Source organism: Desulfonatronum zhilinae (assembly GCF_900182865.1).
GTDB lineage: Bacteria > Desulfobacterota > Desulfovibrionia > Desulfovibrionales > Desulfonatronaceae > Desulfonatronum > Desulfonatronum lacustre.
The window spans coordinates 20,374-43,949 of record NZ_FXUJ01000028.1 but is presented as its reverse complement, the minus strand read 5'-3'; the positions used below and the strand labels follow the sequence as shown (position 1 = coordinate 43,949).

The following is a 23,576-nucleotide window of genomic DNA, read 5'->3' as shown; positions in this document are numbered from 1 at the left end:
AAAAATTTCTTCAGCAAACATGGCAAGCCCTCCTGCGGAGAGGGCTACCTAAACAGATTGTGGTCAGTCAATTCCACATTAAACGTCGAAGAACCTTTTCTTTCTGTTAGATTCTCAATTTGCTGTTTTCTGACAAACCACCCAAAAAACCCGTTCATCAATCCCAAAATAGTCATTCTTGGCATGACCGAATGAAAAGTTTGAAAAAAGTGGCGAGAAAGTCGTCCTGATATCTTCCACGCTCTCAAATGCCTGCAAACGATAGCCAACTCTGTTTCCGTAAGGGTCGTGTTGAATTTTATACGATCCATCTTGCAACTTGCTGGCACCTTGAAAGATATACGATTTGTTGTCCGGCACACTGGCAACGAGGTATCCATTCACTTTGAGAACTCTCGCGTATTCCTTCAAGTTATCAATGAATAACTCATCACCATCGCAATAATAACATGAATGACATGCCAAAATATAATCAAAAGAATTTTCAGGGTACGGAATATTGGTGTTTCTGCCTACACAAAGTGACGCTCTGTGACCCAATGTCGTCAATCTATTATTGGCATGTTGAACAATGTCATCGGAAATCTCAACTCCGTGGACGTCAAGCCCTAGGTCACACAAAAAAACTGTATTTCTGCCATCACCAAAGCCTATGTCAAGGACTTTATCGTTTGGTTTTGGTCTATTGAATGACAAGCATGGATAATTTGCAAGAAATATCCTGACAACAAACTCCGTTGGATATACCTTGGAGGGGTTCTTATCCAAATAGTACTTGGAGTACTCCTTATGAATGCTTTGCTTCACAACTTATTAAAACCTATAAATTTTTTTTACGATCGTAAAAGGGCGTCTTTTGATTTCAGAGAACATTTTTGCCAAGTATATTCCGATGACGCCGATAAAAAAAATGGTGATTCCACCCAGGAGCCAGATAGAAGCAATGACCGATGGCCATCCAGCTAAAGGTTTTTGGAAAAAAGTCCATTGTAGCAAAATATAGATTATGTATAATAATGCAATAAAGATTATAAACAATCCAGAAAAAAATATCGCTTTCAGCGGAGTAATGCTGAAAGAAGTAACTGAATTTACAAATGTTCCAATCTTCAATAAATATGAATATGTTGTCGTACTGGATGCGTGCTTTTTAACAACGTGCTCTCGTTGATCGTACCCGGTCAAGTACCATAACCCACTGATGCAAATTTCACGCTCTTCATGCTGCAATAATGATTGAACATAATCGCGCTTCATCAGCCGCGCCGTCACTATATTGCGTGGATGATCAATGGATAAAAGCAGGTTGTACAGCTTGTAGGCGATTTGCCCGAAAACACGTTCCCATAAACAGCCCTTCCGTTCCCCCTGCACCCCATACACCACATCACACTTTTCCTCCTCCATCTGCCGCGCAAACGGTAGCAACCATTCCGGCTCTTCCTCCAGGTCGCTGTCAATCAAGAAGACCCGCTCCCCCTGGGCATGGGCCAGCCCAGTCATCATGGCCTTGTGGTGGCCGAAGTTGCGGGAGAGGTCCACAACCACGAGGTGCGGGTCGGTTTTGGTCAGGTTGACAGCAATATCCAGGCTATTATCAGGGGAGCCGTCATTGACCAGGACGATCTCGTAATCATCCCCCACCAGCTCGCGGGCCGCAGCGGTGGAGCGGCGGACGAATTCCCCGATGTAGGGGGCGGATTTGTAGAGGGTGGCGACGATGGAGAGTTTCATGGTCGGACCTTCTTCATGTAGTGTGAAGCCTCAGTGCCACAATTGAAAAGCAGGTCCAGGATGCTCACTTCATGAGTGAAGCCGTTCCAAAGCTGGGGATATTCAGGATATCCGGCGTAGTCAAACCAAGTCAGGACAATTCCATGATCCATGAAAACCTGATCCTGGATATACTCCTTGGCCGAGGGGCCGGAAATGTATTCGGTCCCGCCTGCTTGGACGCAAAGGTCAACCAGACGTTCTGTCCTGCCGTCCTTAAGCGTGTAGTCCCATGAATTGGAGATCCTTGTAGTGATGCCTAAAAATCCGCAAACAGCCTGGATAAAAGTGCGGTTCAAAATTGAGAGTAAACTGTAGGTACGGCCCAGATACAAGGGCTTGAATGTTTCGGCTACGATTTGGAAATGCGGTGCGCGGGCATAGTGTAGGCTCAGAGCCTTCCAGTGCTGGGCAGCCCAGTGGGCTCCGTCGATCTCTGTTCCCCGAATGGTTTGTTGATATCGGCCTTTGACTTTTACCGGAACGGTCAGCCACACTATACCCTGCGGGGTCTTAATTTTGTTCCGATTGCGCCAATCCCGGCGAGTATACTGCATATCGTCATAGATGATAAACTCGTCCACAGCGGCGATCAGGTCAAAATAGCCCTTCCAGGGGATGTAGTTGGACTGGAGGATGGCAATTTTTTTCATTCAATCGCCATTATAGTCTCTGAAGGTGAACGTACCAGAGGGTGCCATTTGGGGTATTGAGACCGGGTAGTGGTTTTACTATCCATGTCCTATTCCAAAGGGATGTCAGCGTAACCGCCTCCAACCAAGAGCAGCTTTTTCCGAAAAGATCCGCCTGTCATACCCGCCTATCCGTACTGGGGTGTGCTGAACGACGTTGAATATTCCGTGTGTACGATCCGTCTGTTCCCAAAAAAGTGCTTGAGAACACCCAGCCCGCAAACGATCCACAACGTCCTTGCCAGATAAAATTCACTTCTCTTCCTCAAACGCACTAAAATCAAACTTCCCGCTCCACACCCCAGGCGTGACCTCCTTCCATTCCAATCCCTCCACATTCGGTCTGCCACCTGCGGCAATGAAGCGATCCTTTGCTGTCATCCGCTCCAGCCAGGGGGCCAAAGTCCGGCCCTGCCCAAGCTGGATATTTCGATAAATTTCCAGATCTTCCTCCGGCATCCAGACAGGTTCGAAGCCAAGAATATATCTCCACTCCGCATGGGGATTATGGAAAAAGAGCCAGTAGAAAACGCCCATCTGCGTAGAATAGACAATACCTCCTGGATCGGGAAGCCATGGCCTATGCTCAACCTCTGCCAATACTGGCCATTCTTGTTTGGCTCTAGAGGTCCATCTCCCCCCTCGATCATTGGCCACTGCCATAAAGAAAACAAGGCTCACAGCCAACGCCAAGACCACTCTCCGCCAATCAAACTCTTCCCAATAGGTTTTGATCACAAGCTGGAGTTCCAAGGCGACCCAAAAGGCAAGAGCTGGCCAGCCCCAGTCCGTCCAAAATCGAGAAGCCACAAATCCCAAACTCCAGCCCAGCAAAGCAAGGTAGAAGACCGGGTTGTCAACGCATTCCCTGGACCACTGCCCCCGTACACCGCGCCAAAGCAACAACGCAGCCACAATAATCGCCGCATTCGGCTCGCCTGTGAAGGACCAGAATTCCGTGACAAGCTGTTGCTGCATATCCGCCGCGCTCATGGCTTTCACGGCGTGATAGACCATCTGGTACAGGAATATAAAGGGCTTGCCCGTGAACAAGGCCCCAAGCAGAACACCGACAAAAGTGGCCGCCGACATCAGCCCAAGCACCCGCCATTCCCGTGCCAAAAACAGAGCAAACAAAGGGAGAGCGAAAAGATACCATGCTCCGTGTATCCATGTGGCCAAAGCCGTGACAACTGTGAAGACGGCTACCTCAAGGTAGGGTTTGTCATTTTCCTTGATCTGTTTCCAGAGAAAACAGAAAATCAGGACCAGGAACATGCTAAAAATATAAGGCCTACCGTAGAATAGGCGAAAGACCGGCCCCCAGGAAAAAACAGCGAAGATCAGCAGGGTGATGACCCAGGCTTCGGGGCGCTTGAGGAGGAGAATAGGTGTGCCGGCGAAGAGGATAAAGAGAAGGCAAACAGAGATAATCAACAACGATTCACTGTCGTGCCCAACCAAATTAGAAAATAACTCCAGGATGAAATGCCACCCAGGATGACTGTCCATGCTGAATTGATTTTTTACAATAAGTAGGTCTTGCCAATTCTTTCCTGAAATTACTATGGCAACATGACGTAATGCATCATCACTAGGAAAAAAATCATGAACATAAACAATATACAGGCTAACCAATGTAACAACTGATAATGATACTCCAAGCACAATAGATTCTATTATGCCTTGAAAATTTGACTGATTTAAATTTGACTGATTTATACTAAACAAAATTACACCAAAAGCTAATTAATCAAATACATAATAAAATATATATAAAAATATATAAAATAAAAAATATTAATAGCCAACAAAAAAAAGCCCTACCTTAAAATTTGGTAGGGCTTGCTACTTCAATAATTAAACAAAAATATATTATCGAATATTTAAAAAATTAATCTGGGCAAGCGCCATTAACAGCAGCTGCACAACATTTAACAATACCAGGCGATGTCAGCTCGCAAAACATACTAACATTACTAACGGAAAATGTTCTATTTGCGGGCTCAATAGCTCCATTAACTGAATCGAACGTGACATTAAATGTATTATCCGAAACAACGCAAGGTCTTGCCCAAATGTCAGTAGCGTGAGCAATATTAAGGTTAGTGAGCTCATGTGATAACGCTCCAGCAGCATAAGCTGCTGCAACCTCCGACACACATTGCTTGATTGAAGCAGTTGCGGCTGATCTTGCCGCATTCGCCTTATACTTCCCAAACTGCGGAATCGCAATCGCCGCCAGAATCCCGATGATCGCCACGACGATCAACAATTCGATCAACGTAAAGCCTTTCTCACCTTTTCTTGGCATTTCCATGATGTTCTCCTTCGGATTTTAGGGTGGATGTTTGCCCGATTTTCGTTCCAACGGTTGCCTGAACGACGCCACAACGGATCACCAGCACTGAATGACTGTCCTGTTTTGGCGCGGGCATTTCTTGAGGGCTGGGGGATGAGACCTGAAACCTGAGGTTTCTGCTCCGCATTTGCTCAACCCAGTCGGGCTTGGCCAGAAAAATTATCCGGCGTCTACCCATTTTTGTCCGGCAACCCTGCCGCCCTATCCCGCCCGCTTAGTGGTCATGGCGGGCAAAACGTAGGCCGTCGGCTTTGCGTCCCATCCTTTCGGATGGTTTGCCCTGAGCGGACTTTGTCATTCAGTTATTTTCATCAATACGTCTCTGGAAAATAGAATGTCAAGGGGGGAAGACGAGAAATAATGGTTGATGCGGCAAGCAGTTGGGGGCGTGACTCTCTCACTTGACGAGACAAGACCAGTTCCTTACTTCCTGGTAAGGAAAGCAACAATGGAGAATGCCATGCAAGCAACGTTGACGAGCAAAGGGCAACTCACGCTGCCCAAGGCCTTGCGGGAAAAGCTCAGCCTCTCGGCCGGTGATCGCCTGGAATTCATTTTTGATGAAGAACAGGGAGTGCGGCTGGTGGCCAGGCACGGTTCCGTGCGCCGCTTAAGAGGCATGCTCCCCAGGCCCGAGCGACCGGTATCCCTTGAGGCCATGGACAAGGCCATTCTGGAAGGGGCGGGAAGTTCATGATCGGCCTGGACACCAATATTTTGGTCCGGTATTTGACCCAGGACGATCCCGACCAGTCCGCACGGGCCAATCAACTGATTGAAGGTCGCTGCACCAAGGACGAGCCGGGGCTGGTGTCGGTTGTCGTACTGTGCGAGCTGGTATGGGTGCTGCGTGGGGCATATGGATACGACAAGCGTTTGGTGGTGGAGGTTCTTGACGCGATCCTTGCCGCCAGCGAGCTGAAGGTCGAAAACGAACAGGTCGTGAGGTCCGCCCTGGCTCATTTTCGCAGGGGAAGCGCTGATTTCGCGGACTACGTCATCACGTTCGGCCATCGCGACGCTGGGTGCGAGGCGACCTACAGCTTTGATCAAAAACTGGCAAAGAATACGTTTGTCCGGATGCCCTGATCGTGAGCTTGAGCATCCAGGTCAAAACAATCCAACTGCTGCCCCTCCCCTTGCTCCCCCCTGTCCGCTGCCGTATCCTGGCAGGCTTGAGCGCATGGATTATCCTGACTTCCGGCCATGGGCCGCAAACTCCGCCCGGCTGGTCATCCGCCCGCGGCTGGAGGGCGCCGGGATTGGCTGAACGGGAGAGATCCGAACAACCTAACCATCAGGAACCTGAATGATCACCAACACGAATCTGACCAAGGTCGGCATCTTTTACGACGGCAATTTCTTCTTTCACGTCAGCAACTATTACCTCTACGACCACTCCCGCAAATCCCGGATCAGCATCAACGGAATCCACCAGTTCATCATCCACGAAGTCGCGGCCCGCGAGGAACGGCCGGTCAAGAACTGCAAGATCGTGGACATGCATTATTTCCGGGGTCGGCTGACGGCCTACGACGCCCAGGCCCGCGACTTGCTGCTCAAGGAGCGGATATTCGACGACATCCTGATGAAGGAAGGGGTGATCACGCATTATCTGCCCATGTCTCCGGAGGGGGAAAAGGGCATCGACGTCTGGCTGGCGTTGGAGGCCTTTGAGTTGGCCATTTTCAAGAAGTACGACGTCATCGTGCTCATCGCCTCGGACGGGGACTACCTGCCCCTGACCAGAAAGCTGAACACCATCGGCGCGCGGGTCATGGTCCTGGGGTGCGACTTCGAATACGTGGATCAGTACGGAAACCACCGGGTTACCAAGACCTCCCAGGCCCTGCTGGATAATGCCACCTATCCGATCCTGATCAACGAAGTCATCGACGACCCCGGGCGCCACGACGACCAGATCGTGCGGGATTTGTTCGTCAAGGAGAAATACCGACCCGTGGACGCGGCCAAGGCGAAACCCGGCGAGGACCAATCCGGAACCGTGGTCTCCATCCAGGGCGGATACGGATTCATCCGCCCGGACATGGGCGAGGAAGACCTTTTCTTTCACTACGGCGATCTGGTGGACATGGACATCAACCGACTGACCGTGGGCGACAGGGTTTCCTTTCAGGAGAGCGTCAACAAGAAAGGTCCGTGCGCTGTGCGGGTCGTGCTGCAGAGCGGCGCTTGAGTCGGCCCGGCCTCACTCCCCAATAATTTTCACCAGCACCCGTTTGCGGCGATTGCCGTCGAATTCCCCGTAGAAGATCCGCTCCCAGGTACCGAAGTCCAGACGGCCCTTGGTCACGGCCACCACCACTTCCCGCCCCATGATCTGGCGTTTGAGGTGGGCGTCGCCGTTGTCCTCGCCGGTGCGGTTGTGGCGGTACTGGCTGACCGGGGCGTGGGGGGCCAGGCGTTCCAGCCAGTCGTCATAGTCCTGATGCAGTCCGGATTCGTCGTCGTTGATGAACACGCTGGCCGTGATGTGCATGGCGTTGCACAGCAGCAATCCTTCCTGGATGCCGCTTTCCCGCAGACACTGCTCCACCTGGGGCGTGATGTTGATGAACGCCCGGCGACCGGCAACGTCAAACCACAGTTCCTTGCGATAGCTTTTCATTGTTCGCTCCTTTATCGGCTTATCCATTGCAAACCAGTCAACCATACCGAGCTTGCTTAACAAATTGAACCGCTCGCTGTGCTCAAGGCGCAAAGGACGCCAAGGAAAACTTTTTTGAAAGCAGAGAAGAGCTGCTTCCAAAAAGGCTTTGACAACCCGGAGAGATCGCCGGCAGGCGCGAAGCCTTTTGGCTCCTGAATTTTTCCAGCAGGAGCCAAAAATCTTTCTTCTTGGCGCCCTTCGTGTCCTAAGCGAAGCGGGCGGTTCACCTGCTCATGGTTTCATGTCACCCGACGGATGCCTTTTCAGACTCCGGCAACTCGCAACGCTCCGCCCCGCCCAGGGGGTCGTCCGCGCCCATTGCCGAGCCGGGGGTTTCCATGCGGATGAAGAAGGCCAGCAGGGACGGAATCACGAAGATCGTGAACACCGTGGACAGGGCCAGCCCGCCCAGGACCACGCTGCCCAGGCCGCGATACAGCTCGGACCCCGGACCAGGGGCCACCACCAGGGGCAGCATGCCGAAGATGCTGGTGGTGGTGCTCATGTAGATCGGCCGCAGGCGGACCCTGGTGGCCTCCAATACGCCTTCCAGGTGCTCCATGCCGTGCTGACGGACGTTGATCAGCGACTGATTGACCAGCAAAATGGCGTTGTTCACCACCACGCCCACCAGAATCACAAAGCCCAGCATGGTCAGGATATCCAGGGGCTGGGGGGCGATGAGCACGTTGACCAGCTTCAGCCCCACGAACCCGCCGGCTGTGGCCAGGGGCACGGTGAACAGGATGATCAGCGGATAGACGAAGTTGCCGAACAGGGCGGACATCAGCAGATAGATGATGATCACGGCCAGGATGAAGTTCCATTGGAGGGCCAGCCGGGTCTCGGTCAGCTTGTCCGCCACCCCGCTCATCTCCACCCGTGAGTTGCCCAGCAGCCCCTGGGCCTCCAGAGCCGGAACGACCTGATTTTGAACGGTTTCCATGGCCTCCTGCAGGGTCACGTCTTCCGGAGGCGTGAGCTGCAACGTCACGGTCCGCTGGCGTTCCAAGTGCCGGATCTGGGTGATTCCGGTGGTCCGTTCCATGGCGGCCAGGGAAGAGACCGGCAACGAAATACCCTGGGGCGTGGCCACCAGGGCGTGATGCAGCACCTCGGGGGTTTCCATGGCCTGGACGGATGAACGCAGGACCAGGTCGATGGTTTTCTGCCCCTCCTCCTTGAAATCGCCGATCTTGCGGCCGTGGGTCAGCACGTCCAGGGCCAGTCCCAAATCCGTCGCGCTCAGCCCGGCGGCTCGGAGCCGGTCCCGATCCGGAATGAAGCGGATCTCCGGATAGGTCAGTTCCAGGGAGGGAATCGGCCGGACCTGCGCCCCCGGGTAGATCCCGCGCAGCATCCCGAACATGGTCCCGCCCACGGCCACCAGTTCCTCCAGGTTCGGGCCGACGATATCGATGTCGATGGTTCGCCCCCGGCCCAGCCGGGTCTGAAATATCCCGGCCTGCAAACTGACCCCGAGCATTCCGGGGATGGACCCGATCACGTTGCGAAACAGCGGAATCAATTCACCGGCCCGCTGCTCATGGGTGCTCACGGCCCCGAAAAACATGAACGACTCCGCACCCACGTAGAACAGATGGAGGATACCGGGAAATCCGTCCACGTCCTGGTCGTAATGGGGCTCCAGACGCTCGTGGATCTGTTCGCCGATGGCGACCCGCTCCGGATAGGACAGACCGGGGGGCGGGATCAGGATGTTCAGAACCAGATTACGGTTGCCCTCGGGCAGATAGTCCATCTTCGGAAAAAACAGCCAGGCGATAAGCACCGCCGCGGCGGTCAAGCCGCTGACGGTCAGAATCCGGGTGAACCAGTTGCGTACGGCCTGGCGCACGAAGAACATGATCATGTTGACCAAAAAGCCGCCCAGCCTGGGTAATGGACCCAGGTCCCGGGGCTTGACCGAACTGACCACCCGAAAAAGTTGGCAGGTGATGGACGGGATGACCATCACCGAAACCACCAGACTCAAGCTGATGGCGCAGGTCACGGCAATGGCGATATCCTTGAAAAGCTGACCGGCCTCCTCCTGAATGAAGACCACCGGCAGAAACACGGCCACCGTGGTCAACGCCGAAGCCAGGATCGCGCCCCAGACCTCCCGGGTGCCGTCCAGGGCCGCCTGACAGGTGGGTTTGCGCATCTTCAGGTGGCGGTCGATGTTTTCCAGGACCACGATGGTGCTGTCCACCAACATGCCCACGGCAAAGGAAATCCCGGCCAGACTGACCACGTTCAGGTTCCGGCCGAAGGCGCTCATGAAAATGAACGTGCCGATAATGCTGATGGGAATGGCCCCGGCGGCGATGCCGGTGGTGGAAATCCGGCGCAGAAAGATGAACAGCACGATCATGGCCAGCAGGCCGCCGATCAGGATGTTCTGCTGAACCAGGGAGATGGCTCCCTGGATATAGTCGCGCTGATCGGACAGCCAGAGCAGGACCAGCCCCTGGGGTTCCAGGACGGTTTGATTCAGGTGCCGGACCACCGCCTCCACCGCGTCGGTCAGTTCCAGGACGTTGGTCCCGGGCTCGGCCTGAATGCCCACGGTGATGCCCTTTTCACCCCGATGCAGCATGGCCGCGGACGCCTTTTCGTACCCGAACTCCGCATGCCCCACATCCCGCAAGAACACCCGCTCCTGCCCGGAGGAACGGACCGGAAGCGCCTCGATCTCCTCCGGACTCTGGAACTCGGCCACAGTCCGAATACGGTAGTCCCGTCGGCCCACGTCGATGCTCCCTGCGGCCACGTTGACGTTCTCGGCCTGCAAAGCCCGGATGACCTCGTTCAGGGTCATGCCGTAGGCGGCCAGCCGTTCCGGCAGGACCACCACGTGCATTTCCCGCTCCGTGCCGCCGAAAACGAACAGGTCCGCCACCCCCTCGACCCGCTCCAGGTCCTGGCGGACCTCGTTTTCAAAAAATGTCCGATAGGTGTCGATGTCCTTGGGGTTGTCCGGCAAGGTCCGCAACGAGGTGAAGATGATCGGCGAGGAAGCCGCGCCCGTGGCCGTGATCACGGGCCGGTCCGCGCCCTGGGGATAGGAGCGGACCTCGTTGAGCTTGTTGGAGACCCGCAGCAGGGCGTCGTCCACGTTGGTGCCCAGGGAGAAGCGCAGATTGATCCGCCCGAAAGAGCTGAAGCTCTCGCTTTCCATCTCCACCAGGCCGGGGATGCCCTTGAGGACGTTTTCCTGCTCCTCGATAATATCCCGCTCGATCTCATACGGCGTGGCCCCGCTCCACACGGTCTGCACGGAAATCTCCGGCTCGATCACCGTGGGCGTGAGTTGGTAGGGCATGCCGAGCAGGGAAATCAGACCAAAAATCACGACGAAAATCACGCCCACCAGGATGGTGACCGGATTGCGGATGGCGAAGCTAATGGGATTCATGGGGGTTCAGGGGTTCAGGGGTTCAGGGGTTCAGGGGTTCAGGGGTTCAGGGTTCAGCGGTTGATGAGGTTCACGGTTCAGGGGGCAATTGCGAGGTTCACATTTCATCATTCACTCCTCACCCTTCACTCCACAACCCGCACCGGCTGTCCGTCTCGCAGGCGCTCCTGGCCTTTGACCACCACCTGGTCACCGGGGGCGACGTCCTGGGCTTCTATCCCGGCCGTGTCCCGGGCAAAGCCGAGCACGGTCACCGGGACCATTTTGGCCTGCCCCTCCCGGACCAGAAAAATCACCTGGCCCATGGGGCTGGGAACAACAGCGTCCCGGGGGACCGTCAATCCCTCGTGACGCCGGCCGGTGGGCAGGTACATCCGCACCTCCATGCCTTCCAGAAGGCCGTGCTCGTTGGGCAGCCGAACCTTGACCGGAAACGTCCGCGAGCCCACGTCGCCCCGGGGCACCACGGCCTGAACCCGCCCCTCCAACTCCCGGCCCGCGGCGCTTCCCCGCACGACCTGGCCCAGCTCCAGCCCGAGAGCCACGTCCACGGGCACATTGACCAGGATGTCCACCACATCGTAACGCGCCAGTTCCGCCACGGGAGAGCCCGACGACAGCCATTCCCCGAGATTGCTCATCCGGGCCAGGACCACTCCGTCAAACGGGGCCAGGATGACCAGCATGCGCAGCTCCTCCTGTATCCGGGAAATGTCCGCTGCCAGGGACTCGGCTCGTCGCTCCAATGCGCTGGCGAGAAACTTGACCTTTTCATACTCCTGTTCAGCGACGGTGTTTTGCTCATACAGCCGTTGCATCCGATCCAGTTCCCGCGAGACGCGGGACAGTTCGGCCAGGACTTCTTCCCGCTGGGCTCTACGGGACAAGAGGTCCTTGGACTTGAGTACCCCGTCCATGGTCACCAGCTTGTCGCTGCGGCGAACCCGGTCCCCCTGTTCGAAATGGACCTCAAGCACCCGTCCGCTGACTTCCGAGGCCACCAGGGAGGTTTCCTGAAAATAGACCGTGCCCACGAACTCCCGTTCCTCGACCATTTCCCCGGACGCGACCGGCGCCGCGACCACCACGGCCGGCGGGGGGCCTCCCTGCTGCCCGGGCGGCTGGGCCGACACGATTCCCGCGCTCCAAAACCAGAACATCGCGGCCAGGATGCAAACCAACAAACGTCCGTGCATATCGTCTCCGTATCCTTGTTGTTGATGGTTGACGGCTGAAGATTCTTACCCGGATCGTTTACAAAAGAAAACCGCGTAAGCCGTGAAGCCACGGGATTGGAATTGACTTTCCGCAGTCTCGCTGTATGTTCGCGTCCGTGACCACAACCTGTCCCGCCACGCAAGGATTATCATGCTCCCGCCCATCCAAGACATCAGGACCCGACTCCGTTGCCGGAAGTGCGGCGATCGCTTGCACGCCCGGCGCGGCTGACGGGCCGTCGCCCTGCGCTGCGGGTCCTGCGGCGCCGCCTTTGCCTTGCACGAATACGGAACCACCCTGGACGACCTGATGGAAGAATTTTTGGCCGACACTCCCTGCAACCGAATATAGCAATACGTTTTACGTTTTCCTCACCCGCATGCCCCCACAAATCATTCCCCGCGACGAACACCCCATCTCCCGCAAAAACATCCATCCCGACGCCCTGAGGGTCATGTACCAACTCGGGCGCAAGGGATTCACGGCCTACCTGGTGGGCGGCGGCGTGCGCGACCTGATCCTCGGGCGCGAGCCCAAGGACTTCGACGTGGGCACCAACGCCACGCCCAATCAGATCAAGAAGGCCTTCCGAAACTGTTTCATCATCGGCCGCCGGTTCCGGCTGGCGCATATCCATTTCGGCGACCAGATCATCGAAACCTCCACCTTTCGGCGCTGCCCCGAGCCGGATGCCGACGGGAACGGGGATTTGTACGTCTTTCGGGACAATTGCTACGGCTCTCCGGAAGAGGACGCCCTGCGCCGGGACTTCACCATCAACGCCCTGTTCTACGAGGTGAAGCGATTCTCCGTCATCGACCATGTCGGGGGATTGAGCGACATCCGCGACCGATTGATCCGCTGCATCGGAGATCCGAACATTCGTTTCCGGGAGGACCCGGTGCGCATGATCCGGGCCGTGCGTTTCGCCTCCCGCCTGGGCTTCCGGATCGAACCCGCCACCTTCAACGCCATTCTCCGCCATCACCAGGAAATCCTCAAGGCCGCCCCGCCCCGGGTTTTCGAAGAACTGATCAAACTCTTTGCCTACGGCTCCGGGGAACAAGCCGTTCGCCTGCTCTACAAAACCGGCCTGCTCGGGGATCTACTCCCGGAAATCGCGCAGTATCTGGACCAGGACCGCGCACAAAACCGGGAATCCGTCCTGTGGTCCTGGCTGGGCCGCCTGGACGACCGGATCAGAGACAGGGGCGGCCTGAATCCGGTCCTGATTTTCGCGACCCTGTTTTTCGCCCCCATGAGCCGACTCCTCAGTGAACAAGCGGCCCGGGACGAGGAGCAAGAACGGCTTGCGCTCCACCTCCGGCTGACCGAACTGCTCACGCCCATCTGCATCCGGATCAGCATGCCCAAGTTGATGACCATGCGGATGATCCAGGTCATGGCCAACCAGTCCCGCTTCGTCCCGGACAAACGCAAGCGCTTCTCCAAGCGCGGCTTCGTGGCCCAGGAGACCTTCCCCGAGACCCTGGCATTGTATGAAATCGGTCTGCGCGTGGCCGGCGAGGATCCGGAGCGCCTCGAACCCTGGAACGCCCTGCGCATGGAAATCGAAGCGCAACGTCCGGACTTCAAAATCAATAAAAAGACCGCCGATAAAAAGCCCGAAAGGACAAGACGCCGTCAGGTGAAGGCAAGCGCCGAAAAACCGAACGAGAAGACGACGGCGATACCGGACGGACCGGCAACCGAAACAGCGGGAGAAAACGTCGAGATCAAGCGTTCCCGCCCACCGCGCAAGCGTTCCCGCCGCCGCAAGCCGTCGTCCGCGCCTCGAACCTGACGCGCCCGTTCTCCATGACGACTCGCAAATTCCTCATCGCCGGCGGCAACGCCACCGCTTTGGTTCAGGACTGCCCGACCTCCCTTCGGGCCTCCCTGGCCGCGGACCTGCTTTGCGACGTGGAGCAGGTCGGCTTCGTGGACGAACAGGCCCGTCCGCCGCGCCTGGAGATGATGGGCGGGGAATTCTGCATCAATGCCACCCTGGCTTTCGCCTCCACCCTGGGGCCGAAAGGAACCGTCCGAGTCAGCGGCCTGGATCGTCCGGCGGACTTCGTCAACATGCCCCACGCCACCCGTGCGACCATCCCCCTGCGCTGGTCCATGTCCGAAAACATCGTCCTCCTGGAAGGCATCGGCTTCATTCTCACCCCAAAACCGGACGGACATGCCTCGAGCAGCCCCACGGGCCACGCCCGAACCAAACGCGAACTGGCCGATCTGTGCAACCGCTTCGACCTCCCGGCCTTCGGCGCGATCCATTTCTCCGGCAATGCCATCACGCCGTACGTTTACGTCGCGACCGTGGACTCCTTTGTCCCGGAAACAGCCTGCGGATCAGGAAGCGTGGCCTTCAGCCTGTTCACCGGCCAAGACCGGGTCCGTCAACCCACCGGACAATTCATCACGGTTCGTCGGGCTGCTGTAAAGGAACGTGAGGAAGAGGGCGTGGACCTCTTTGAAATCGAAGCCCGCGTTGAGCAGTCCGCGCTTTCGCCCAATTTCACGGAGCAGATTTGATCTTTATCCTCACCCGCTCTCTGAATCGATATCGAAGTCGTGATCGAAATCGAAATCAAACGTCATGACCAAGAAAACGATTTAATTACTTGGAAATGAACAGTATTTTCGATATCGATTTCGATCACGATTTCGATTTCGTATTTCCCTGCCCAATGCAAGCCTACCTGTTGCCCTTTGCCAAGGCTCCGACTAGTATGCCATCATCCTGTTCAGGAACAGTTTTTCAGTCAACCGCCTCATCCTCATCCTCTTCCCCGGCTTTCACGCCTCCATTGAAAGCATCCCCAACCATGCCAGGACTCCAAAAACCCTGCCCCCACTGCGCCAAACCGCTGACCATCTATACCAACCCAGTACCCACCGTGGACATTCTGATCACCATTCCCGACCGGGGAATCGTCCTCATTGAACGTCGCAACCCTCCTCCGGGCTGGGCCATTCCCGGCGGGTTCATCGATTACGGCGAGTCCGCGGAACAGGCCGCTGTGCGCGAGGCCCTGGAGGAAACCGGGCTGGAAGTGGAGCTGACCGGACTTTTCGGCGTCTATTCCGCCCCGGACCGCGACCCGCGCCAGCACACCATCAGCACGATCTTCACGGCCCAGGCCAAGAATCCGGACCAACTCCGGGCCGGAGACGACGCCGGGGCCGTGCGCGTCTTTCCCCTGACCGCCCTGCCCGACCAACTGGCCTTTGACCACGGAAGCATCCTCCAAGAACTTCGTCGCCGTCACGAGGCCCTGAACCCTCCGGTGTCCGTCTCGTAGTTCGCTCCATCGACGCAAAACCTAAAGGAATCAGCATGGACAGCCATCCTCAGATCCTGTTCGTGGCCTCAGAAATGTACCCGTTTTCCAAAACCGGGGGGCTCGCGGACGTCATGGGCGCCCTGCCCCTGGCCTTGTCCCGGCTCGGGGTAAGCGTGGGGGTGATCACTCCGTTCTACGGGCGCCTGGCCAGCAGCGAATTTCCCTTACGCCTGATCTACGAAGACTGCCCGGTGGGCTACCCCTGGCCGGACACCACGGCGGACATTTTCCTGGCCGATTATCACGGTCTGCCCGTCTACTTCATCTCCCGGGGCGAATACTTTGATCGCCGCTTTCTGTACTGCACCCACAAGGGCGATTATTTCGACAACTGCGAGCGATTCATCTTTTTCTGCCGGGCGACCATGGAATGGGCCAGACGGTTGTCCAACCCCCCAGAAATCATCCATGCCCACGACTGGCACGCGGCCCTGGTTCCGGCCTATCTGCATTTTTTGCGCAAGGTGGACACCTTCTGGAAAAAGACCAAGTCCGTGGTGACCATCCACAATCTGGCCTTTCAGGGCCGGTTCGCCTACCGCCTGTTCCTGGAATCCGGGCTGCCCTCGGCGGCCTGGAACAGCTCCGGGGCGGAATTCTTCGGAGACTTCAATCTGCTCAAGTCCGGCATCTCCTACGCGGACCTGGTCACCACGGTCAGCCCGACCTATGCCAAGGAAATCCTGACCCCGGAATTCGGCTGCGGCCTGGAAGGCATTCTCAACCACCGGGCCGCGGACTTGCGGGGAATTCTCAACGGCGCGGACTACGCCGTCTGGGATCCCAGGCAGGATCGCTACCTGCCCAGCACCTATTCGCCGGAGACATTGCGGGGCAAACTGCGCTGCAAGGAGAGCCTGTTTCACGAACTCTGCCTGGACCCCGAGCTGCTGTCCCGCCCCCTGCTCGGGTTCGTCGGCCGCCTCCGGGAGCAAAAGGGCATCGACATGCTCCTGGAAATTCTGCCTGAACTGATGCGCAAGGACGTCTGCGTGGTGGTCCTGGGCGAAGGCAATCTCCAGTTTGAAGCCCAGATCCAGGACATGATGGAAACCTACCCGGGACGGCTCGTGGCCCGCATCGGCTACACCGAAGACCTGGCCCACCGCATCCAGGCCGGGGTGGATCTCTTCCTGATGCCTTCGCGCTACGAACCCTGCGGCCTGACCCAGATGTACAGCCTGCGTTACGGCAGCCTGCCCGTGGCCTCGGCCCTGGGCGGACTCCTGGACACCATCACCGGCTACCCCGATCCCGAATCCACGGGATTCATCTTCACCCCGCCCGACGCCCGGACCTTTCTGCAAAGCATTGAGCTGGCCCTGGACGTCTGGGAACGCCCGGCGGAGTGGAAGGCCATGCGGGTCAGGGCCATGCGCAAGGACTATTCCTGGTCCAGCGCGGCGCAGCAGTATATCCAAGCCTACACGGACATCGGGGCGGACCTGTCCCCGGCCTGACCGCCGTTTTGGACGTCCGCCCTTCACCCCTCACAAACGAGGTTCTCCCATGAAAATGACGGAAATTCGAGCCATGGCCAAATCACGCGGGTTAAAACTTGGCGTCGGCACCACGAAAATTCAAGCCGTCCGAATGATCCAACTGGACGAAGGCAACTTCGACTGCTTCGCCCGGGCCGAAGCCGGCTATTGCGACCAGGACGGCTGCATCTTTCGCGAGGATTGCCTTACCCTGGCTCCGAAGCAGAATAACGGGTAAGCCGTGCCCCCCTCTTCCGTTCAGGGCCGAGGCTTGGGCCAAACCCTGGGCCAAACCCTGGGCCTGACCCTGGGCCAAACCCTGGGCCTGACCCTGGGCGACCCCAACGGGCTGGGCCCGGAACTGGTCTGTCGCGTTTTCCAACACGGCCTCCCCGAGTCGCTCGCCGGGACCTCCGTGCTGATCATCGGCCCGGAACAGGCCTTGGCGCACCACCAGCAGGCGTCAGGGAGTTCTGTGTTCTGGCATCGGCTGTCCAATTTGGACCGATTATCGGAACAGGTAAAGGTTCAGCCGTCAAGCGTCCATCTCTATACGCCTCCAGACCTCGACTCCTTCCAGATGCAGCCGGGAGCGGCCACAACAGCAGGCGGCCAGGCAGCGGGACTGGCATTGGAAACCGCCTGTTCCCTGCTGCAATCCGGCCATGTCCAGGCCTTGACCACCTGCCCGCTGAACAAGGCCACGCTCCAGCGGGCAGGATTCAATTTCGCCGGGCACACCGAGTTTCTGGCCGCCAAGGCCGGGTTGACCCCGGACGACGTCTGCATGCACTTTGCGGGGCCTCGGATGCGAGTCAGCCTGGTCACCACCCACCCCCCGCTGCGTGCGGTCCCCGGCTTGATCACCGTCGAGCGGATTCTGCGCAAGCTGGAGCTGACCAGAGCCGCGATGCACGCCCAGGGTCTGCCTGGCCCCGTCGCGGTTTGCGGCCTGAACCCGCATGCCGGGGAGGATGGACGGATCGGCGACGAGGACGGACGGATCATCGCCCCGGCCGTGAGCCAGGCTAGGGCCAGAGGCTGGAACGTGGTCGGCCCGCTGGCCGCGGACACGGTTTTCCACCGGGCCGCGCAAGGCGACTTCTCCGCGGTTTTGGCCATGTACCACGACCAGGGCCTGACGGCCTTCAAGCTGCTGCACTTTCACGACGGCGTCCAAGTCACCCTCGGCCTGCCCTACGTCCGCACCAGCCCGGACCACGGCACCGGATACGACCTGGTCGGCCAGGGCAAGGCCTCGGCCCAAAGCCTGCGTAACGCTCTCAACATGGCCGTCGCCCTGACAGTCCGCTGAAAAACTCCCAATTGCCGCGTCGCAGTAAAAAGTTCAAACTCTCACGTATCAACACATACGCTTCGACCTTGCGCTTTTCTTGCTCCTTGCACTTGGTTTTTTTGAACGGCCTGTCGACAAACACTTTTTCATCACTTAAGGTATCTACTCAGCACATTTTGTATCCGCCCTTGCTCCGACAATCGGAGTCGGGGTCGCTATCGGAATCGGAATCGGAACAGGGAAATTTGAACGCTTCCCAGCGTTTTCGATCCCGATTCCGATTCCGATTCCGATTCCGACCCCGACAACAGCATTGCTTTGTGCTGAGTAGTTACCACTTAAGTAACGAAACCTTCATCCCAGGACCCTCATCATGCCTGACATTTCCCCCGAAACCCCGCCCTACGCCCAGGTCGCCCCGCGGTTGCGCGGTCTGCGCGAGGCCCTGGACCTCAGCGTCGAGGAAATGGCCGCCCGGATCGAATCCACCCCGGACAAGGTGGCCCTGTACGAATCCGGAACCGTGGAAATCCCGGTCAGCCATCTTTTCAACACCGCCAAAAACTGCGGCGTGGACCTGACCGTGCTGCTCTCCGGCGGCGAGGCCCACCTGCACAACCACGCCCTGGTCCGCAAGGGCAAGGGCATGAGCGTGGACCGTCGCGAGGACTACGCCTACAAAAGCCTGGCCTACAGCTTCACCGGCCGCCGGATGGAGCCGTTTCTGGTCACCGTGCCGCCGAAAAGCGAGCAGGAACCGACCTTCACCGAACATGCCGGACAGGAATTCATCTACATGCTCTCCGGCCGCCTGGAACTGCGCCTGGGAGACCAGATCCTGATCCTCGAACCCGGAGACAGCCTCTACTTCACCTCCCGAACGCCTCACGCCCTGCGGGGCCTGGACCAATCCGAGGCCACTTTTCTGGATGTAATCATTTAGTTTTCAGTAACTACTCGGCGGAAAATAATGCCGTTGCCGGAGTCGGTATCGGTATCGGGATCGGGATCGAAAACGCTGGGAACCGTTCGTAATTCTTCCTGTTCCGATTCCGATTCCGATTCCGATTCCGACCCCGATTGCTGGAGCAGGAGCGGACACAATTGTGCTGAGTAGATGCCACTGTTTATTTGTCAAAATAATCATCAACCCAATGCGGACAATCATGCACCCGACCTACCATTCCCACGAAGACTTTCTGACCAACTTCCGGCTGGAGATACCGGAGAACTACAATTTCGCCTTCGACTTTCTGGACGTGCACGCCGAACGGGAGCCGGGCCGTCCGGCCATGATCCATGTGGACGACGCCGGGAACCGCCGGGACTTCTCCCTGGGCTTTTTCCGGACCGAATCCAGCAAGCTGGCCAATGCCCTGCAACAGCTCGGCCTGAAAAAAGGCGATCGGGTGATGCTCATCCTGCATCGCCGGGTGGAATTCTGGGTGGCCATGCTGGCCCTGCACAAGCTGGGCGCGGTGGCCGTGCCTTCCCCGGCCCTGCTGACCACCAAGGACATCGTCTACCGGGTCAATTTCGCCCGGATCAAGGCCGTGATCACGGACGCCGGAGTCGCGTCCGTGGTTCAGGCCGCCCTGCCGGACTGCCCCGGCCTGCGCACCCTGATCCAGGTCGGCGGGAGCGCCCTGAAGCCAGGTTGGGCCGACTACGCCGCGATCATGGCCCGGGCATCCGACGTTTTTCCCCGGCCCGAGGATCCGGCTGAAAACGCCGGAGGCCGGGACAGCCTGCTGATCTTTTTTTCCTCCGGGACCACCGGACCGCCGAAGATGGTCGAGCACCTGCACACCTACCCCCTGGGGCATTACGTCACCGGCGTGCACTGGCACGATCTGCGCCCCGGGGACATCCACCTGACCTTGGCCGACACCGGCTGGGGCAAGGCGGTCTGGGGCAAATTCTACGGCCAGTGGATGGCCCAAGCCGTGGTCTTTGTCCACGATTTCCGGGGCAAGTTCGACCCGGTTAGGCTGCTCGAACTACTGGCCGAGCACAAGGTGACCTCGTTCTGCGGGCCGCCCACGGTCTACCGCTTCCTGATCCGCCAGGACTTCTCGGGCCTGGACCTCTCCAGCCTGCGCCACTGCACCACTGCCGGAGAGCTGCTCAACGAAGGGGTCTTTCACGCCTGGAAGGAAGCCACCGGACTGCCCATTTACGAGGGCTACGGCCAGACCGAAACCACCCTGCAAGTGGCCACCTTTCCGTTCATGACCCCCAAACCCGGCTCCATCGGCAAACCCTGCCCAGGCTGGGACGTGGTCCTGCTCAACGACGACGACCAGCCCTGCGCCCCGGGCGAGGAGGGCGAGATCTGCATCCGCCTGGATGGCGCTGAGCCCCCAAAAGGTCCCCTGGGCCTCTTCGCCGGATACCTGGACGAACCGGACAAGACGGCCCAGGCCCGCAAGGGCGGGTTCTATCATACTGGAGACAAGGCCTGGATGGACGAGGAAGGCTACCTGTGGTTCCTGGGCCGGGTGGACGACCTGATCAAAAGCTCGGGCTACCGGATCGGCCCCTTTGAAGTGGAAAGCGTTTTGATCACCCACCCCGCGGTGGTGGAAGCCGCGGTGACCGGGATCCCGGACCCGGATCGCGGGCAGACGGTCAAAGCCACCGTGGTTCTGGCGCCGGGCTGCACCGGCTCCGAGGAACTGACCAAGGAACTTCAGAACCACGTCAAGTCCCTCACCGCGCCCTACAAGTACCCCCGGATCATCGACTACGTGGACGAACTGCCCAAGACCATCAGCGGCAAGATCAAACGCGCCGAAATCCGCGCCAATGATCTTAGCGCGGCCGGGGGAGCATCCTGACCCGGGAGTACCCTGAAGCGTATCTACTCAGCACATTTTACGTCCGCTCTTGTTCCGGCAATCGGGGTCGGGGTCGGTATCGGAATCGGAATCGAAACAGGAAAAAATAAGAACGCATCCCAGCGTTTTCGATCCCGATTCCGACCCCGACTCCGACCCCGACAACAGCATTGCTTTGTGCTGAGTAGTTACCAGAAAAGTAATTATATCATGAAGATGAAGGCGATTTCGATTTCAACCCTGAGCATGCCTTGGCTGTTTGTGTCATGTTGAACGCAGAACTGAATGAGAACCCCTCTCGACGCATCTGGGCGACGCTGGACCCCTTTCTCGAACCCGGCGCGGTCTGGGGCCGCAAGGTGGCCAACGAGCAATTTCTGGCCGCCTTGCTGCACCGGGATCCCTTTGCCGAATATCATTTTTTTCTGGCTACCCCCAGGGAGATCCACTCGACTCAGCAGATATTCCAACATCGGTTCCCTCAGTTCTCCGCGGATAAGCGGCTGCGCTTTTTTTTGCGCCAGGATCTGCCATCGGCCTTGCGATCCACCGCCTATCACTGCTTCCACCTCTCGGACTGCATAAACCATCCCCCCGCTCTGGCCAGGCTGCGCAACGCCTGCGCCGCACGGCAATTCCCGATCACCAGCGTCACCCACTCCCTGAGCTACCCCGGCTACCCGGCCCGGTTCCTGGACCACCTCCACCCGGGCTGCACTCCCAGGGACTGCGTCGTGGCCACTTCCACGGCCGGACAAAACGCGGTGCTGGCCTATTTCGACCATCTCCGCGCGAGCTACAGTCTGGATCAAGAGCGCTTCCCCCAGCCCGAGACCGCGGTAATCCCCCTGGGCATGGACGAACCCGTGACCCCTGATCCGGTCGCATTGCGCAAAGAGGGCCGGGCCGAGCTGGACGCGGGGCCCGAGACCCAGGTGCTCCTCGTCCTGGGCCGGATCACTCCCCATTCCAAGATGGACCTTTTGCCCCTGCTCCGGGCCTGGCAGCGAATCTCCGGACGCTCGGACACCCGGCAAGATGTGCTCCTGGTGGTGGCCGGCTGGGTCGAGCCCAAGGACGACTTTCCCGGCGCCTTCACGGCCCTGGCCCGCAACGTGGGCCTGCCCTGCCGCCTCGTCCCCAGCCCGGACGAGGCCCGCAAACACCGGCTCTACGCCGCGGCGGACATTTTCCTGTCCCTGGCCGACAACCCCCAGGAGACCTTCGGTCTGACCCTCCTGGAGGCCGGCTTGGCCGGGCTGCCGACCATTGCCGCGGACTACAGCGGCTATCGGGACATCATCCAACACGAACAGACCGGCCTGCTGTTGCCCACCTGGGGCCCGCCGGACTCGTCGCACATCGACATGCTCTCCGGCCTGATCCCGGACTACGAAGTCCAGTTCCTCCTGGCCCAGCAAACCGCCGTCCACGTACCGGATCTCGCCGCCGCGCTGCGCCGACTGCTGGACGCCCCAAAACTGCGCGCCACCCTGGGAACCCAGGCCCGAAAGCATGTCCGGACCTCCTTCTCCTGGTCCCGGGTGATCGAGCAGTACCTGACGCTCTGGGACCACCTCCGGGAACGCACCTCGCCCCACCGTGCCGAAGATCCCCGCTCATCCCGCGACACCCCGCGCCCCCTGGAACTCCCCTTCTCCAAAATCTTCGCGAACTTCCCCAGCAACAGCCCAACGCCCCAAACGCTGCTGATCCGCACCCAAACCGGAGAACGCATCACCGCCGGACACGACTTTCCCGTGATCTACGCCGGCCTGGAACACCTGATTTCCCCGGACCAGCTCAAACCCCTCCTCATCCTCGCCCGCAACCCCATCCCCCTGGACCGCCTGATCCACAAAATGACCATGCTGTCTTCCGAATTCACCCCACCTTGCCCGGAAATAATCCGTTTTAACGTCCACTGGGCCGTGAAGCATGATTTGCTGGAGATTGTGAAGAGCCCGACATGCCCGTCTTCAAGCGCAAGGAACCCGCAAGCCCAGCTTGTTCCTGAGCGGGACATTTCCGAACTCATGGGCTTTGTCAAAGGAATCGACACCTCTTTTGAGCGTGAGAAGGACAGAGTATGAACATCGTCGATTCATCCGGGTGGCTGGAGTATTTCGCTGGAGGCGAAAACGCTTCTCAATACATTCCTCCGCTCTCTGACCAGAGTTCGCTTGTCGTGCCCACCATTTCGATCTACGAGGTGTTCAAGGTGATTCTTCGCGAGGCGGGCGAAGACGCGGCTCTGCAGGCAGCATCCGCGATGCGGCGCGGACAAGTGGTGGAGTTGACTCCACAACGCGCGATGTCCGCTGCGTCCTTGAGCCTGCGGCACTCCCTTCCCATGGCGGACTCGATTATTCTGGCCGCGGCGCATGAATACGAGGCTGTAATTTGGACCCAGGACGCGGACTTCAAGGAGTTGGACAACGTGAGGTATTTTCCGAAACCATAGC

At 58.2% G+C, this 23,576-nt stretch carries 22 protein-coding genes and 1 riboswitch; of the genes, 14 read left to right on the top strand and 8 right to left on the bottom strand.

The features are described from left to right. Positions 1-114: 114 nt before the first annotated feature. The 5 genes from AC559A_RS16745 to AC559A_RS16725 form a co-directional block, all read right to left on the bottom strand. Positions 115-768, bottom strand: a complete 654-nt coding sequence (locus AC559A_RS16745; RefSeq protein ID WP_498818855.1) for a class I SAM-dependent methyltransferase — start codon at positions 766-768, stop codon at positions 115-117. Positions 769-813: 45 nt separating this feature from the next. Beyond that, a complete protein-coding gene (locus tag AC559A_RS16740; RefSeq protein WP_498818854.1) occupies positions 814-1,734 on the bottom strand; it encodes a glycosyltransferase family 2 protein in 921 nt (306 codons plus the stop codon). Then, entirely contained in the window at positions 1,731-2,426 is a 696-nt protein-coding gene (locus AC559A_RS16735) for a WbqC family protein (RefSeq protein WP_498818853.1), read from the bottom strand. Before AC559A_RS16735 ends, AC559A_RS16740 begins: the two co-directional genes overlap by 4 nt. A 291-nt stretch (positions 2,427-2,717) precedes the next feature. After that, positions 2,718-4,103: a hypothetical protein gene (locus AC559A_RS16730; protein ID WP_498818852.1), complete on the bottom strand. Its 1,386-nt coding sequence runs from the start codon at positions 4,101-4,103 to the stop codon at positions 2,718-2,720. 256 nt (positions 4,104-4,359) lie between these two features. After that, positions 4,360-4,785: a pilus assembly FimT family protein gene (locus AC559A_RS16725; protein WP_498818851.1), complete on the bottom strand. Its 426-nt coding sequence runs from the start codon at positions 4,783-4,785 to the stop codon at positions 4,360-4,362. A gap of 225 nt (positions 4,786-5,010) precedes the next feature. Beyond that, positions 5,011-5,117: riboswitch (cyclic di-GMP riboswitch) on the bottom strand. A gap of 170 nt (positions 5,118-5,287) precedes the next feature. Here AC559A_RS16725 and AC559A_RS16720 point away from each other — a divergent pair. The 3 genes from AC559A_RS16720 (at position 5,288) to AC559A_RS16710 (ending at position 7,024) form a co-directional block, all read left to right on the top strand. Further along, positions 5,288-5,524, top strand: coding sequence for an AbrB/MazE/SpoVT family DNA-binding domain-containing protein (locus AC559A_RS16720; protein WP_498818850.1), 237 nt, complete (start codon positions 5,288-5,290; stop codon positions 5,522-5,524). Then, positions 5,521-5,916, top strand: coding sequence for a type II toxin-antitoxin system VapC family toxin (locus AC559A_RS16715; RefSeq protein WP_498818848.1), 396 nt, complete (start codon positions 5,521-5,523; stop codon positions 5,914-5,916). Before AC559A_RS16720 ends, AC559A_RS16715 begins: the two co-directional genes overlap by 4 nt. 220 nt (positions 5,917-6,136) lie before the next feature. Next, positions 6,137-7,024: an NYN domain-containing protein gene (locus AC559A_RS16710; RefSeq protein WP_498818847.1), complete on the top strand. Its 888-nt coding sequence runs from the start codon at positions 6,137-6,139 to the stop codon at positions 7,022-7,024. A 12-nt stretch (positions 7,025-7,036) separates the two neighbouring features. On the opposite strand, the gene AC559A_RS16705 is transcribed toward AC559A_RS16710, so the two are convergent. From AC559A_RS16705 to AC559A_RS16695, 3 genes are all read right to left on the bottom strand, one after another. Further along, positions 7,037-7,456, bottom strand: a complete 420-nt coding sequence (locus AC559A_RS16705) for a secondary thiamine-phosphate synthase enzyme YjbQ (RefSeq protein WP_028571089.1) — start codon at positions 7,454-7,456, stop codon at positions 7,037-7,039. 286 nt (positions 7,457-7,742) lie between these two features. After that, positions 7,743-10,919 (bottom strand): efflux RND transporter permease subunit, encoded by a 3,177-nt coding sequence (locus tag AC559A_RS16700; protein ID WP_498818846.1) that lies wholly within the window; start codon positions 10,917-10,919, stop codon positions 7,743-7,745. 125 nt (positions 10,920-11,044) lie between these two features. Next, on the bottom strand, positions 11,045-12,115 hold the full coding sequence (locus tag AC559A_RS16695; RefSeq protein ID WP_498818845.1) for an efflux RND transporter periplasmic adaptor subunit: 1,071 nt from the start codon (positions 12,113-12,115) through the stop codon (positions 11,045-11,047). A gap of 172 nt (positions 12,116-12,287) precedes the next feature. Here AC559A_RS16695 and AC559A_RS16690 point away from each other — a divergent pair, with 172 nt between their 5' ends. From AC559A_RS16690 to AC559A_RS16640, 11 genes are all read left to right on the top strand, one after another. Then, a complete protein-coding gene (locus AC559A_RS16690) occupies positions 12,288-12,488 on the top strand; it encodes a dual CXXC motif small (seleno)protein (RefSeq protein ID WP_420024976.1) in 201 nt (66 codons plus the stop codon). A gap of 28 nt (positions 12,489-12,516) precedes the next feature. Then, positions 12,517-13,941 (top strand): polynucleotide adenylyltransferase PcnB, encoded by a 1,425-nt coding sequence (gene pcnB, locus AC559A_RS16685; RefSeq protein ID WP_498818844.1) that lies wholly within the window; start codon positions 12,517-12,519, stop codon positions 13,939-13,941. A 14-nt stretch (positions 13,942-13,955) separates the two neighbouring features. Further along, positions 13,956-14,681: a histidine racemase CntK family protein gene (locus tag AC559A_RS16680; RefSeq protein WP_028571086.1), complete on the top strand. Its 726-nt coding sequence runs from the start codon at positions 13,956-13,958 to the stop codon at positions 14,679-14,681. Positions 14,682-14,974: 293 nt separating this feature from the next. Next, a complete protein-coding gene (locus AC559A_RS16675) occupies positions 14,975-15,451 on the top strand; it encodes an NUDIX domain-containing protein (protein WP_498818843.1) in 477 nt (158 codons plus the stop codon). A 35-nt stretch (positions 15,452-15,486) separates the two neighbouring features. Continuing rightward, entirely contained in the window at positions 15,487-16,953 is a 1,467-nt protein-coding gene (gene glgA, locus AC559A_RS16670; RefSeq protein ID WP_498818842.1) for a glycogen synthase GlgA, read from the top strand. A gap of 49 nt (positions 16,954-17,002) precedes the next feature. Beyond that, positions 17,003-17,212, top strand: coding sequence for a hypothetical protein (locus AC559A_RS16665; protein ID WP_028571083.1), 210 nt, complete (start codon positions 17,003-17,005; stop codon positions 17,210-17,212). A 3-nt stretch (positions 17,213-17,215) separates the two neighbouring features. Continuing rightward, on the top strand, positions 17,216-18,289 hold the full coding sequence (gene pdxA / locus AC559A_RS16660) for a 4-hydroxythreonine-4-phosphate dehydrogenase PdxA (protein WP_498818840.1): 1,074 nt from the start codon (positions 17,216-17,218) through the stop codon (positions 18,287-18,289). 355 nt (positions 18,290-18,644) lie between these two features. Beyond that, entirely contained in the window at positions 18,645-19,214 is a 570-nt protein-coding gene (locus AC559A_RS16655) for a helix-turn-helix domain-containing protein (RefSeq protein ID WP_498818838.1), read from the top strand. Positions 19,215-19,437: 223 nt separating this feature from the next. After that, positions 19,438-21,111 carry an AMP-binding protein gene (locus AC559A_RS16650; RefSeq protein ID WP_498818837.1) on the top strand — a complete coding sequence of 558 codons (1,674 nt, stop codon included), beginning with the start codon at positions 19,438-19,440 and terminating at the stop codon, positions 21,109-21,111. Between the two features lie 266 nt (positions 21,112-21,377). Continuing rightward, a complete protein-coding gene (locus tag AC559A_RS16645) occupies positions 21,378-23,204 on the top strand; it encodes a glycosyltransferase family 4 protein (RefSeq protein ID WP_498818836.1) in 1,827 nt (608 codons plus the stop codon). After that, the gene (locus AC559A_RS16640; RefSeq protein WP_498818835.1) at positions 23,201-23,575 is read left to right on the top strand and encodes a type II toxin-antitoxin system VapC family toxin; all 375 of its coding nucleotides are present in this window, start codon (positions 23,201-23,203) and stop codon (positions 23,573-23,575) included. Before AC559A_RS16645 ends, AC559A_RS16640 begins: the two co-directional genes overlap by 4 nt. Position 23,576 lies beyond the last annotated feature (1 nt).